The following is a 12826-nucleotide window of genomic DNA, read 5'->3' on the forward strand; positions in this document are numbered from 1 at the left end:
CGGCTGTAAGCTGCGAGCGGCAAGCTTCAAGTCGAAGCCTGTCTGTCTCGCAGCTTGCAGCTTGCTGCTTGAAGCTCAAAAGGAATCTTTTATGACCCAGAAATTCGACGTAGTGGTAATCGGTGCAGGTCCTGGCGGTTATGTCGCTGCCATCAAGGCCGCACAACTCGGTCTGAAGACTGCCTGTATCGAGAAGTACACCGACGCCGAGGGCAAGCTGGCCCTGGGCGGCACCTGCCTGAACGTCGGTTGCATTCCTTCCAAGGCCCTGCTGGACAGCTCCTGGAAGTACAAGGAAGCCAAAGAAAGCTTCAACGTGCATGGCATCTCCACTGGTGAAGTGAAGATGGACGTTGCCGCGATGGTTGGCCGCAAGGCTGGCATCGTCAAGAACCTGACCGGTGGCGTGGCCACCCTGTTCAAGGCCAACGGTGTTACTTCGATCCAGGGCCACGGCAAGCTGCTGGCGGGCAAAAAGGTCGAAGTCACCAAGGCTGACGGCACCACCGAAGTGATCGAAGCCGAGAACGTGATCCTGGCCTCCGGCTCGCGCCCCATCGACATTCCGCCAGCGCCTGTCGACCAGAACGTCATCGTCGACTCCACCGGCGCCCTGGAATTCCAGGCCGTACCCAAGCGCCTGGGCGTGATCGGTGCTGGCGTCATCGGCCTGGAGCTGGGCTCGGTATGGGCTCGCCTGGGTGCTGAAGTCACCGTGCTGGAAGCCCTGGACACCTTCCTGATGGCTGCCGACACTGCCGTGTCGAAAGAAGCCCAGAAGACCCTGACCAAACAAGGCCTGGACATCAAGCTGGGCGCGCGCGTCACCGGCTCGAAAGTCAACGGCGACGAAGTCGAAGTTACCTACACCAACGCCGAAGGCGAGCAGAAGATCACCTTCGACAAGCTGATCGTTGCGGTCGGCCGCCGTCCGGTGACCACCGACCTGCTGGCTTCCGACAGCGGCGTGACCATCGACGAGCGCGGCTACATCTACGTCGACGACCACTGCGCGACCAGCGTGCCGGGCGTCTATGCCATCGGTGACGTGGTGCGTGGCCTGATGCTGGCGCACAAGGCCTCGGAAGAGGGCATCATGGTGGTTGAGCGCATCAAGGGCCACAAGGCCCAGATGAACTACGACCTGATCCCTTCGGTGATCTACACCCACCCGGAAATCGCGTGGGTCGGCAAGACCGAACAATCCTTGAAGGCCGAGGGTGTTGAGGTTAACGTAGGCACCTTCCCGTTCGCGGCCAGCGGCCGTGCGATGGCGGCCAACGACACCGGTGGTTTCGTCAAGGTCATCGCCGACGCCAAGACCGACCGCGTGCTGGGTGTACACGTGATTGGCCCATCGGCTGCCGAACTGGTGCAGCAGGGCGCAATCGCAATGGAATTCGGCACCAGTGCCGAGGACCTGGGCATGATGGTCTTCAGCCATCCAACCCTGTCCGAAGCGCTGCATGAAGCAGCGCTGGCTGTGAATGGCGGCGCCATTCACGTGTCCAACCGTAAGAAGCGTTAATCATAAGAAACCACGGCGGGCAGCCCGTCGTGAGTCTTGCGTGCATGACTCACCGCGGAACGTCCGCCGGACCGGATCACATGGGATAACCCGGGGTCAACGGTCACAGGTGGCGCGGCGCCAGTAATGGCGCAGCGCCGAAGCGCAGTACCTAACGAAGACGGTAAAAAGCATGAATCTTCACGAGTATCAGGGTAAGCAGCTGTTCGCTGAGTACGGCCTGCCAGTTTCCAAGGGTTTCGCAGTCGATACCCCTGAGCAAGCTGCAGAAGCCTGCGACAAGATCGGCGGGAACGAGTGGGTAGTCAAAGCCCAGGTTCACGCGGGTGGTCGCGGTAAAGCGGGCGGCGTCAAGCTGGTTCGCAGCAAGGAAGACGCCAAGGCGTTCGCTGCACAGTGGTTGGGCAAGAATCTGGTTACCTACCAGACCGATGCCAACGGTCAACCCGTCTCCAAGATTCTGGTCGAATCCTGCACTGACATCGCCAAAGAGCTGTACCTGGGCGCTGTAGTCGATCGTTCGAGCCGCCGCATCGTGTTCATGGCCTCCACCGAAGGTGGCGTGGACATCGAGAAAGTCGCTCACGAAACGCCTGAGAAAATCCTCAAGGCCACCATCGACCCACTGGTCGGCGCACAGCCGTTCCAGGGTCGCGAGCTGGCATTCCAGCTGGGCCTGGAAGGCAAGCAAGTTCAACAGTTCGCCAAGATCTTCGTAGGCCTGGCCAAGCTGTTCAAGGATCACGACCTGGCACTGCTGGAAGTGAACCCGCTGGTGATCAAGGCCGATGGCGACCTGCACTGCCTCGATGCCAAGATCAACATCGACGCCAACGCCATGTACCGTCAGCCTAAGCTGAAAACCTTCCACGACCCGTCGCAGGACGACGCCCGTGAAGCCCACGCTGCCAAGTTCGAACTGAACTACGTTGCCCTCGAAGGCAACATCGGCTGCATGGTCAACGGTGCCGGCCTGGCCATGGGTACCATGGACATCGTCAACCTGCACGGCGGCAAGCCGGCCAACTTCCTCGACGTTGGCGGCGGTGCTACCAAAGAGCGCGTTACCGAAGCGTTCAAGATCATTCTGTCCGACAGCAATGTCGCGGCCGTTCTGGTCAACATCTTCGGCGGCATCGTTCGCTGCGACATGATTGCCGAAGGCATCATCGGTGCAGTGAAAGAAGTCGGCGTCAAGGTTCCGGTCGTCGTTCGCCTTGAAGGCAACAACGCCGAACTGGGCGCTAAAGTACTGGCAGAAAGCGGTTTGAACATCATTGCGGCAACCAGCCTGACCGACGCTGCTCAACAAGTTGTCAAAGCTGCGGAGGGCAAGTAATGAGCGTCCTGATCAATAAAGACACCAAAGTCATCTGCCAGGGCTTCACCGGCTCGCAGGGTACTTTCCACTCCGAACAGGCCATCGCCTACGGCACCAAGATGGTCGGCGGCGTAACCCCAGGCAAGGGTGGCACCACCCACCTGGGCCTGCCGGTGTTCAACACCGTCAAGGAAGCCGTGGAAGCTACCGGCGCTGATGCTTCGGTCATCTACGTACCGGCTCCTTTCTGCAAGGACTCGATCCTGGAAGCAGCCTTCGGCGGCATCAAGCTGATCGTCTGCATCACCGAAGGCATTCCGACCCTGGACATGCTGGATGCCAAGGTCAAGTGCGACGAGCTGGGCGTGACCCTGATCGGCCCTAACTGCCCAGGTGTCATCACCCCGGGCGAGTGCAAGATCGGCATCATGCCAGGCCACATCCACCTGCCAGGCAAGGTCGGTATCGTGTCGCGCTCCGGCACCCTGACCTACGAAGCTGTGAAGCAGACCACCGACGCCGGCTTCGGCCAGTCGACCTGTGTCGGTATCGGTGGTGACCCGATCCCGGGCTCCAACTTCATCGATATCCTGAAGCTGTTCCAGGAAGACCCGAAGACCGAAGCGATCGTCATGATCGGCGAGATCGGCGGTTCGGCTGAAGAAGAAGCAGCGGCCTACATCAAGGCCCACGTGACCAAGCCTGTCGTTTCCTACATCGCTGGTGTTACCGCACCTGCGGGCAAGCGCATGGGCCACGCTGGCGCCATCATTTCTGGCGGCAAAGGCACTGCAGACGAGAAGTTTGCAGCCCTGCAGGACGCGGGTGTGAAAACCGTGCGTTCCCTGGCCGACATCGGCAAGGCCCTGGCCGAGCTGACCGGTTGGGAAGCCAAGAAGTAATACCGCTACACCCCCCACGCGCACAGAGGCCACCTTCGGGTGGCCTTTGTCGTTTGTGGGGTTCTGTATTCCTGTGCCGAACTCTTCGCGGGCAAGCCTGCGAAGAGGCCAGATCAGGCACTGTAGATTTTTCGATGGGTTTGATAGGAATTTTCACACAGACGCAGCGTTTAAACCGAGGATAATTCCTTCTGTCTTCGGTCACACAGACGACAAACATGTACGCACATCGGACAAGCAGCACTGTTCCAGTGCGTTTGACTGACAAAACGGTTACATTACGCGCTCACTCTGTGCCCGTACCCCAAAAGGGAACGACACGCTAAACGGGTCTGGCCTATCAAGCCGGGCAGCATTTCCCCTCATCCAAAGGGAAATCCCCTCTCGAATCCCGATTTCAGCAGTGTGGTACTACCTTAAAATGAAAGTTCTCAAAGGCCAGGATATCCTGGCGCTTGGCTTTATGACGTTTGCGCTTTTTGTGGGTGCAGGCAACATCATCTTCCCGCCTATCGTCGGCCTGCAGTCCGGCCCCCATGTGTGGATGGCGGCGCTGGGCTTCCTGGTCACGGCCGTAGGCCTGCCGGTTATCACCGTGGTCGCCCTGGCCAAGGTCGGTGGTGGCATGGATGCCCTGAGCAGCCCGATCGGCAAATTCTTCGGCGGCTTGCTGGCGGCTGTCTGCTACCTGTCGGTCGGCCCGCTGTTCGCTACCCCGCGTACGGCGACCGTTTCGTTCGAAGTGGGTGTTGCTCCGCTGACCGGGGAAAGCCCGCTGGCGCTGTTCATCTACAGCCTGGTGTATTTCGCTGTGGTGCTGGCCGTGTCGATGTACCCCGGCAAGTTGCTCGATACCGTGGGCCGCTTCCTGGCGCCGCTGAAGATCATCGCCCTGGCCGTACTGGGCATTGCCGCCTTTGCCCTGCCGGCAGGGGGCATGGGTGACGCGCAGCCGGCTTATGCGGCCGCGGCCTTCTCCAAAGGCTTCTCCGATGGCTACCTGACCATGGATACCCTGGGGGCCCTGGTGTTCGGTATCGTCATCGTCAACGCCATCCGCTCGCGCGGTGTCGAGTCGCCGAAGCTGATTACCCGTTATGCCATCATCGCCGGCCTGATCGCCGGTGTCGGCCTGGCCCTGGTCTACATCAGCCTGTTCCGTCTGGGCGCCACCAGCCACGATATCGCGGCGGATGCCACCAATGGCGCGGCCGTTCTGCATGCCTACGTACAGCACACCTTCGGTTCGTTGGGCAGCGGCTTCCTTGCGGTGCTGATCGCGCTGGCCTGCCTGGTGACTGCGGTGGGCCTGACCTGCGCATGCGCCGAGTACTTCAGCCAGATCCTGCCGCTGTCGTACCGCGCCCTGGTGGTGATCCTGGCTGGCTTCTCGCTGTTGATTTCCAACCTTGGCCTGACCAAGTTGATCATGTTCTCGATCCCGGTACTTACCGCCATCTACCCGCCCTGCATCGTGGTAGTCGGCCTGAGTTTCGTGAAAGAGCTGTGGCATTCGCCGACCCGTATCCTGGCGCCGGTCATGCTGGTGTCGCTGGTGTTCGGCATGGTCGATGCGATCAAGGGCAGCAGCCTTGCCCACATGCTCCCGGACTTCATGGCGCACCTGCCGTTGAGCGATGCCGGCATGGCCTGGCTGGTGCCATCGGTGGTGACCCTGATGGGCGCCGTCGCCTGCGACCGCATGCTGGGCAAGCCGCGCGAAGCGCTGGCCTGACGCGCCGGGCCAAGCCTTGGGGGCGGCACCGGCCACAAGCCGAAGGGTGCCCGCCCAAGGTGCAAGCTGCAGAGCCCCGTATCGGCAACGATGCGGGGCTTTTTTCTGGCCCAAACCGGCAGTACGAATTTCAGCAGGAATGTGTGCCTTTTGCCGCTTGCCAGCGTCGAAACCCGGTCCCTATCCTTGAGGCACCTGGCCTTTTCGGGAATCCTGCATGAATTTCATCCAAAGCAACCTCAACAACCTGCTGGCCGTCGCCTGGTTCGCCCTGTGCTGGGGTGGCTATACCCGGTATGCGATCTGGAAAGGGCGCGACACCGCGTGCCTGGCCAGCGTGCTGCACCTGTACCGTGAAGACTGGATGCGGCGCATGTTGCTGCGCGATAACCGTATTGCCGATGCCAGCGTGATCGGCAACCTGGAGCGCAACGCGTCGTTCTTCGCCTCCAGCACCTTGATCATCCTGGCCGGTATCCTCACCGTGCTGGGGGCCTCCGACAGGGCGCTGTCGCTGCTGGCCGACCTGCCGCTGGTGCAGCAGACTTCACAGGGCATGTCGGAGATCAAGTTGTTGTGCCTGGCCATGGTCTTCGTGTATGCCTTCTTCACCTTCAGCTGGTGCATGCGCCAATACAACTTTGCTGCCGTACTGGTTGGCTCGGCACCGATGATTGGCGAACGGCAGGTCAACGAACTGGAGCGCAAGGCGTTCGCCTCGCGGGCAGCACGGGTGTTGTCGCTGGCGGCCAACCAGTTCAACCTTGGTTTACGTTCCTATTACTTCGGCATGGCCATGTTGAGCTGGTTCATCAGCCCGTGGTTGTTCATGGGCATGAGTGTGGGTGTTGTATTGATCTTGTACCGGCGGGAGTTCCATTCCGATGTGCTGGAGGTGATGGTCTTTACCCCCACGGATAGTGTCAGCAGCGAGCCATTGAAAGAGGGTGGTGTAGCAGTGAACTGAAACGATTAACCGTGAATTCAACGCAAAAAAAAACCCGACAACGTCGGGTTTTTTTTATCGGGCTGATTACTGCTTGGCAGGTTCTGCCGGCGCCGGAGTAGCCGGGGCGGCTTCTTCGGCAGCCTTTTGCTCGGCTTCAGCCTGATCTTTGGCAGCTTCGGCGTTTTCCTTGGCGGCGTCGTTCATTTTATCCTGAGCTTCGCCCATCTTTTCCTGGGCTTGCTCGGCATGTTCCTGCGCATCTTGGGCTTTGTCTTCGCTCGCTTTATCGCAAGCAGCCAGGCCCATGGCAGCAGCCAGCATCAGAGCAAAAGCAAATGGTTTACGCATGGGGGTGTTTCTCCTTGGTGTGATAAGTGACTTGTTCCTTCGAGTGCAGCCACTTGGAATAAGTTCAACGAAGGTTTCAGATATATAACGCCCCGTTCTACATGGACTTTTGAACCCACCTATGCCGTTTGGAAGGGACGTGGTAACAGCCTATGAGTGATGCGACCTTGATGTCCATGGCCGAGCGTTTTCTTTCGGCATTGAAACACTGCCAGTTGTTGCAGATGCGTGTGGCACAGGCTGATGAAACTGGCATGACGCTGGTCCTGCCCTGGTCGCCGGCCATTGTCGGCAACCCGCAAACCGGTGCCGTACACGGTGGGGCGCTGACAACGCTGATGGACACCACCTGCGGCATGGCCACGCTATGCGTACTGCCGCACTTCGAGGTATGCCCGACCCTGGATCTGCGCATCGACTACATGCACCCGTCGGTACCGGGCAAGGACATCCATGGGCATGCCCAGTGTTACCGGGTGACCCGCGACGTGATCTTCACCCGTGGCAGCGCCTACCAGGACGACCCCGAGCGGCCGATCTGCCAAGTGGTGGGTACGTTCATGCGCTTGGGCCCGCAGGTCAAGGGCGGCATCCGCTTCGGCAGCAGCCTGAAGGAGGGCGGGTCATGATTCCGCCTGCCATTCGCCAGCAACTCAACGCAGCACATGCGCAAGGTGACTACCGCCCCTTGCTGGCATTGATCCCTTACGCGGGGTTGATCGGCATCGAATGCCAGCGCGAGGGGGATGACCTGTTGTTCCGCCTGCCAGCCAATCCGGACACTGTCGGCAACCCGCTCTTGCCCGCTATCCATGGCGGGGTGATTGCCGGCTTCATGGAGCTCTCTGCAGCGCTGTACCTGCTGATCTATAGTGACAGCGCCAGCATTCCGAAGATCATCGATTTCTCCATCGACTACCTGCGCGCCGGGCTGTTGCGCGATACCTACGCCCAGTGCCAATTGTGGCGCCAGGGGCGACGGGTGACCAACGTGGCCATTACCGCCTGGCAGGGCGACCGCCAGTCGCCGATTGCCACGGCCCGCGCGCATTTCAAGATCGAACCGCAAAAGCCCTTGAAATCATCCGGGCAGCCCCCATCTGCATGACATCCGCCGTTAAAGCAGGCTGTACCGCCCGCCAGGCGCCATTGCAATCAGATCGGAGTTTTGAAGACCATGAGTGTGGAGACTCAAAAAGAAACGCTTGGCTTCCAGACCGAGGTAAAGCAACTGCTGCACCTCATGATCCATTCCTTGTATTCGAACAAGGAGATCTTCCTGCGTGAACTGATCTCCAACGCCTCCGACGCCGCCGACAAGCTGCGCTTCGAGGCGCTGGCCAAGCCAGAGTTGCTGGAAGGCGACGCCGACCTGAAGATTCGCCTGAGCTTCGACAAGGAGGCGGGTACCGTGACCCTCGAGGACAACGGTATCGGCATGAGCCGCGAAGACGTCATCACCCACCTGGGCACCATCGCCAAGTCCGGCACTGCCGACTTCATGAAGAACCTCACCGGTGACCAGAAGAAGGACTCGCACCTGATCGGCCAGTTCGGTGTGGGCTTCTATTCCGCGTTCATCGTTGCCGACAAGGTTGACGTGTACAGCCGTCGCGCCGGCCAGCCGGCTGCCGAAGGCGTGCATTGGTCGTCCCGTGGCGAGGGTGAGTTCGAAGTCGCCACTGTCGACAAGCCCCAGCGCGGCACCCGCATCGTCCTGCACCTGAAGAAGGACGAGCAGGAGTTCGCCGATGGCTGGCGCCTGCGCAACGTGGTCAAGAAGTACTCCGACCATATCGCCTTGCCTATCCAGTTGCCGAAAGAGCAGGCGGCTGCCGAAGGTGAAGAGCAGCCGGCCGAAGAGTGGGAAACCGTCAACCGTGCCAGCGCCCTGTGGACCCGTTCGCGCAGCGACGTGAAGGACGAGGAATACCAGGAGTTCTACAAGCACATCGGCCACGACTTCGAGAACCCGCTGGCCTGGAGCCACAACAAGGTCGAAGGCAAGCTTGAATACAACTCGCTGCTGTATGTGCCGGCCCGCGCGCCGTTCGACCTGTACCAGCGCGAAGCGCCACGCGGCCTGAAGCTGTATGTACAGCGCGTGTTCATCATGGACCAGGCCGAGTCGTTCCTGCCGCTGTACCTGCGCTTCATCAAAGGTGTGGTCGACTCCAACGACCTGTCGCTGAACGTGTCGCGTGAAATCCTGCAGAAAGACCCGATCATCGACTCGATGAAGACCGCGCTGACCAAGCGCGTGCTGGACATGCTGGAGAAGTTGGCGAAGAACGAGCCTGAGCAGTACAAGGGCTTCTGGAAAAACTTCGGCCAGGTGCTGAAGGAAGGCCCGGCCGAAGACTTCGCCAACAAAGAGAAGATCGCCAGCCTGCTGCGTTTTGCCTCCACCCACGACGACAGCGGCGAGCAGAGCGTTGCCCTGGCCGACTACCTGGCGCGCGCCAAGGAAGGGCAGGACAAGATCTACTACCTCACCGGTGAGTCCTACGCGCAGGTCAAGAACAGCCCGCACCTGGAAGTCTTCCGCAAGAAAGGCATCGAAGTGTTGCTGCTGACCGACCGCATCGACGAGTGGCTGATGAGCTATCTCAACGAATTCGACGGCAAGGCCTTCGTCGACGTCGCCCGCGGCGACCTGGACCTGGGCAAGCTGGACTCCGAAGAGGACAAGAAAGCCCAGGAAGAAGTCGCCAAGGACAAGGAAGGCCTGGTCGAGCGCCTGAAAGGTGCATTGGGTGACAGTGTGGCCGAAGTCCGCGTGTCGCACCGCCTGACCGACTCCCCGGCGATCCTGGCCATTGGTGAGCAGGACCTTGGCCTGCAGATGCGCCAGATCCTCGAGGCCAGTGGGCAGAAAGTGCCGGAGTCCAAGCCGATCTTCGAGTTCAACCCAAGCCACCCGCTGATCGACAAGCTGGACAACGAGCAGAGCGAAGACCGTTTCGCCGAGCTGTCGCATATCCTCTTCGATCAGGCGGCCCTGGCGGCCGGGGACAGCCTGAAAGACCCGGCAGCGTACGTTCGTCGCCTGAACAAGCTGCTGGTCGAGCTGTCTGCTTGAGTTGATGCAGAGGAAAGCCCGCTTCGGCGGGCTTTTTTATGACGAGTGCCAATGGAGTGCCTGATGAGCAAAGTAATCGTCGAATCGCTGGTGTATCACCTGTCCGGCCGAACCTACGAAAGCCGCCTGGTTTACGAGCCTGGGGCGCTGGGGCGCCCGGGTCTGGTCATGGCACCGAACTGGATGGGGATTGGCGAAGGTGCCGAACGCATCGCCAAGGAAGTGGCCGAAAAGGGCTATGTGGTGTTGCTCGCCGACCTGTATGGGCAGTCGGTGCGCCCGTCCAATGCAGACGAAGCGGGCGCAGCGATGATGCCGCTCAAGAACGACCGCGGCGAACTTCGCAAGCGCATGCAGGAGGCCCTGGCCCAGTTGCTGGGGCAGTCCAAGGCGCTGCTGGAGCCTGGCAAAGTTGCCACCTTCGGCTTCTGCTTCGGGGGTTGCTGTGCGCTGGAGCTGGCGCGCAGCGGCGCCGACTTGCGTGCGGCAGTGTCGTTCCACGGCACATTGGACACGCCGAACCCCGAGGATGCCAAGCGCATCAAGGGCTCAGTGCTGGTGCTGCACGGTGCATCGGACCTATTGGTGCCGAAAGAGCAGCTGCCGGCATTCGAGGACGAGATGAATGCGGCCAAGGTCGACTGGCAGTTGCTCAGCTATGGCGGGGCCGTGCATTCGTTCACCGACCCTGGCGCCAATGTGCCGGGCAAGATGCAGTATGACCGACGCACCTCGGAGCGGGCGTTCCGTTCGATGCATAACCTGCTGACTGAAGTGTTCCAGCGCTGATCGCATAGTGGGGCTGCACAGCAGCCCCAATCAGCGAGGCAACTCGATCCTCGAGCTCTCCCCCGGCACGACCGGCCAATCCCCCGCAGCCCATTTGGCCCTGGCCTGCTCGATCAGCGCCGGGTCACTGGCGACAAAGTTCCAGTTCATCCGCCGCGGCCCATCCAGCGGCGCGCCGCCAATCAGTACCAGCTGGCATTCACCTTGCGCACACAGCGTCACCTCTTCGCCCTCCGGCAGCACCACCAGGCTGCACGGCGCCACATCCTCGCCGTTCATCTGCAGTTCGCCCTCCAACAGGTACAGCGCCCGCTCCACGTGCTCGTTCGGCACCTGCAAGGTAGTCGCCGGTTGCATCTGCACCCGGGCATAGAGGGTAGGGGACAGCACCGGCACCGGTGACGCCAGGCAGAACCCGGTGCCGGCAATCATGCAGATGCGCACCCCCAGGCTGTCGCTGACCGGCAGACTGGCCGCAGGATGATGGCTGTAGCTGGGCGCGCCTTGTTCATGCTCACGTGGCGAGGCCAGCCAAACCTGCAAGCCGTGCAGGCTTGACCCTTTGGCCAAGGCGTCAGCAGGGGTGCGCTCGACGTGTGCCACGCCGCGACCGGCCGTCATCCAGCTGACGTCGCCGGGCAGCACCAACTGGTCCGAGCCCAGGCTGTCCTTGTGCTGAATTGCCCCTTCGAACAGGTAAGTCAGGGTTGAAAGGCCGATGTGCGGGTGTTGGCGGATGTCCATGCCGCGCCCGGGGGCGTAGGCGGTTTTCAGCATGTGATCGAAGAATACGAACGGGCCGACACTGCGGCGCTGCGCCGCTGGCAGCGGGCGCAGAATCGGCTGGCCCTCGACCGACTCTGCACGGGGGCGAATGATCAGCGTGCTGCTCATGAGAAGGGCTCCAGGCAAGGGGGCAATGCCCAAGCATAACGGTTTGCCTGCTGTGCCTGAACCGTCTTCTGCACCGGCCGGTCTACCTTGTCTGATACCAGGAGAAGGGAGCTGCCCATGAATGCCAAAGCGCTGGCCTGCGCGTTACTGTCCGCTTGCTTGTGCCAAGCGGTACAGGCGCGTGACTACCGCTACAGTGACGCCCACCTGCACTATGTGGATTTCTTCCAGGAAAGCGAAGGGATGCCGGCATTGCTCAAGGCGATGGATGCGGCAGGCGTTGACCAGTCGATGATTTCCGGCATTCCGGTGGCCAAGAAGTGGCACGAAGACGAGCCCAAGCGCCCGCGTTACTACGCCGGTGATGATGCCGATGCTTACTGGTACAGCGCCACCGACACCTATGTGGCGGCCGCGCTCCAGCAGTTGCCAGCGCAGCAGCGTAAACGCTTCCACCCGTTCCTGAGCGGGTTCAACCCGGTGGACAAGAACGCCGTCAGCCATATCGAGCGTATGCTCGATCTGTACCCGGGGCTATGGCAGGGCATCGGGGAGGTGTTTACCCGCCATGATGACCTGACTGCGTTGACCAGTGGCGAAACGCCGCGCGCCAACAACGAAGCCATGACCCGGATCTATCACCTGGCCGCTGAGCGCGACCTGCCAGTGCTGCTGCACTCCAACATCACCTCCAAGCGCGAGCGCAACCCGCTGTATCTGGCAGAAATCGAAGAGCCGCTACGCAATCACCCGCACACCCGGTTCATCTGGGCCCATGCTGGCAGCAGCATGGAAATACACCGGCATCAGACGCAGATGGACTTTTTACTGCCAGTGCTGACGCGGTTGCTGGAGGATTACCCGAACCTGTATGTCGATCTGTCATGGAGTGTGCTGCAGCCGTATCTGCTGGATGACAAGGGTGTGCCGCGCAAGGAATGGCTGGCGTTGGTCGAGAAGTACCCGGAGCGGTTCATGCTGGGGTCGGATGTGGTGGGGCAGTTTGGCAGCCTGGGCGAGCAGATGCACGGGTTCAAGCCGTTTCTGGATGCGTTGCCGGAGGGGGTGGCGAACAAGGTAGCCAAGGAGAACTTCCTGGCTGTGTTACCCAAGCAGAAGTAAGGGTTTACCAGTACTGACCTATCGCAGGCAAGCCAGCTCCCACGGGGATCGCATCAGGGCTGACAGGTGTTTGCCACAAGGTATGCAGCGCCTGTTAGAGCGAGCGCCGCCCGCGCGGCGCATCGCGAGCTGCGCTCGCTCCTACGTTTGTTTCGG

At 60.9% G+C, this 12826-nt stretch carries 12 protein-coding genes; 10 read left to right on the plus strand and 2 right to left on the minus strand.

Translation table 11 applies throughout. From position 1 onward, the window contains the following. The first annotated feature begins 91 nt into the window (after positions 1–91). The 5 genes from lpdA (at position 92) to EGJ22_RS05925 (ending at position 6453) form a co-directional block, all read left to right on the plus strand. Positions 92–1528: a dihydrolipoyl dehydrogenase gene (gene lpdA / locus EGJ22_RS05905; protein WP_029886711.1), complete on the plus strand. Its 1437-nt coding sequence runs from the start codon at positions 92–94 to the stop codon at positions 1526–1528. Between the two features lie 172 nt (positions 1529–1700). Continuing rightward, complete coding sequence (gene sucC, locus EGJ22_RS05910; protein ID WP_003254205.1) at positions 1701–2867, plus strand: ADP-forming succinate--CoA ligase subunit beta; 1167 nt, start codon at positions 1701–1703, stop codon at positions 2865–2867. Next, complete coding sequence (gene sucD / locus EGJ22_RS05915; RefSeq protein ID WP_003254203.1) at positions 2867–3751, plus strand: succinate--CoA ligase subunit alpha; 885 nt, start codon at positions 2867–2869, stop codon at positions 3749–3751. Before sucC ends, sucD begins: the two co-directional genes overlap by 1 nt. 421 nt (positions 3752–4172) lie before the next feature. Beyond that, positions 4173–5486, plus strand: a complete 1314-nt coding sequence (gene brnQ / locus EGJ22_RS05920) for a branched-chain amino acid transport system II carrier protein (protein ID WP_029887683.1) — start codon at positions 4173–4175, stop codon at positions 5484–5486. A 217-nt stretch (positions 5487–5703) separates the two neighbouring features. Continuing rightward, a complete protein-coding gene (locus EGJ22_RS05925) occupies positions 5704–6453 on the plus strand; it encodes a DUF599 domain-containing protein (protein WP_009684701.1) in 750 nt (249 codons plus the stop codon). 66 nt (positions 6454–6519) lie between these two features. Here EGJ22_RS05925 and EGJ22_RS05930 read toward each other — a convergent pair whose 3' ends face one another. After that, positions 6520–6783, minus strand: a complete 264-nt coding sequence (locus EGJ22_RS05930) for a hypothetical protein (protein WP_009684700.1) — start codon at positions 6781–6783, stop codon at positions 6520–6522. Between the two features lie 152 nt (positions 6784–6935). Between EGJ22_RS05930 and EGJ22_RS05935 the strand changes: the two genes are divergently transcribed. The 4 genes from EGJ22_RS05935 to EGJ22_RS05950 all read left to right on the plus strand — a co-directional run bounded on the left by EGJ22_RS05935 (position 6936) and on the right by EGJ22_RS05950 (position 10654). Continuing rightward, complete coding sequence (locus EGJ22_RS05935) at positions 6936–7412, plus strand: PaaI family thioesterase (RefSeq protein WP_029887684.1); 477 nt, start codon at positions 6936–6938, stop codon at positions 7410–7412. After that, positions 7409–7891, plus strand: a complete 483-nt coding sequence (locus EGJ22_RS05940) for a PaaI family thioesterase (RefSeq protein ID WP_029887685.1) — start codon at positions 7409–7411, stop codon at positions 7889–7891. Before EGJ22_RS05935 ends, EGJ22_RS05940 begins: the two co-directional genes overlap by 4 nt. A 69-nt stretch (positions 7892–7960) precedes the next feature. Further along, the gene (gene htpG, locus EGJ22_RS05945) at positions 7961–9865 is read left to right on the plus strand and encodes a molecular chaperone HtpG (protein WP_029887686.1); all 1905 of its coding nucleotides are present in this window, start codon (positions 7961–7963) and stop codon (positions 9863–9865) included. A gap of 63 nt (positions 9866–9928) precedes the next feature. Next, positions 9929–10654, plus strand: a complete 726-nt coding sequence (locus tag EGJ22_RS05950; RefSeq protein WP_064314300.1) for a dienelactone hydrolase family protein — start codon at positions 9929–9931, stop codon at positions 10652–10654. A 30-nt stretch (positions 10655–10684) separates the two neighbouring features. On the opposite strand, the gene EGJ22_RS05955 is transcribed toward EGJ22_RS05950, so the two are convergent. Continuing rightward, on the minus strand, positions 10685–11548 hold the full coding sequence (locus tag EGJ22_RS05955) for a pirin family protein (RefSeq protein ID WP_029887688.1): 864 nt from the start codon (positions 11546–11548) through the stop codon (positions 10685–10687). Positions 11549–11665: 117 nt separating this feature from the next. Between EGJ22_RS05955 and EGJ22_RS05960 the strand changes: the two genes are divergently transcribed. Then, positions 11666–12670 carry an amidohydrolase family protein gene (locus EGJ22_RS05960; protein ID WP_064314301.1) on the plus strand — a complete coding sequence of 335 codons (1005 nt, stop codon included), beginning with the start codon at positions 11666–11668 and terminating at the stop codon, positions 12668–12670. The last annotated feature ends 156 nt before the right edge of the window (positions 12671–12826 follow it).

The organism is Pseudomonas sp. p99-361, assembly GCF_003935475.1.
Lineage (GTDB): Bacteria > Pseudomonadota > Gammaproteobacteria > Pseudomonadales > Pseudomonadaceae > Aquipseudomonas > Aquipseudomonas juntendi.

Excerpts from the sequence above, each read along its gene's own strand:
- lpdA (WP_029886711.1), top strand. The coding sequence starts at position 92 with ATGACCCAGAAATTCGACGTAGTGGTAATCGGTGCAGGTCCTGGCGGT.
- sucC (WP_003254205.1), top strand. The coding sequence starts at position 1,701 with ATGAATCTTCACGAGTATCAGGGTAAGCAGCTGTTCGCTGAGTACGGC.
- sucD (WP_003254203.1), top strand. The coding sequence starts at position 2,867 with ATGAGCGTCCTGATCAATAAAGACACCAAAGTCATCTGCCAGGGCTTC.
- brnQ (WP_029887683.1), top strand. The coding sequence starts at position 4,173 with ATGAAAGTTCTCAAAGGCCAGGATATCCTGGCGCTTGGCTTTATGACG.
- EGJ22_RS05925 (WP_009684701.1), top strand. The coding sequence starts at position 5,704 with ATGAATTTCATCCAAAGCAACCTCAACAACCTGCTGGCCGTCGCCTGG.
- EGJ22_RS05930 (WP_009684700.1), bottom strand. The coding sequence starts at position 6,783 with ATGCGTAAACCATTTGCTTTTGCTCTGATGCTGGCTGCTGCCATGGGC.
- EGJ22_RS05935 (WP_029887684.1), top strand. The coding sequence starts at position 6,936 with ATGAGTGATGCGACCTTGATGTCCATGGCCGAGCGTTTTCTTTCGGCA.
- EGJ22_RS05940 (WP_029887685.1), top strand. The coding sequence starts at position 7,409 with ATGATTCCGCCTGCCATTCGCCAGCAACTCAACGCAGCACATGCGCAA.
- htpG (WP_029887686.1), top strand. The coding sequence starts at position 7,961 with ATGAGTGTGGAGACTCAAAAAGAAACGCTTGGCTTCCAGACCGAGGTA.
- EGJ22_RS05950 (WP_064314300.1), top strand. The coding sequence starts at position 9,929 with ATGAGCAAAGTAATCGTCGAATCGCTGGTGTATCACCTGTCCGGCCGA.
- EGJ22_RS05955 (WP_029887688.1), bottom strand. The coding sequence starts at position 11,548 with ATGAGCAGCACGCTGATCATTCGCCCCCGTGCAGAGTCGGTCGAGGGC.
- EGJ22_RS05960 (WP_064314301.1), top strand. The coding sequence starts at position 11,666 with ATGAATGCCAAAGCGCTGGCCTGCGCGTTACTGTCCGCTTGCTTGTGC.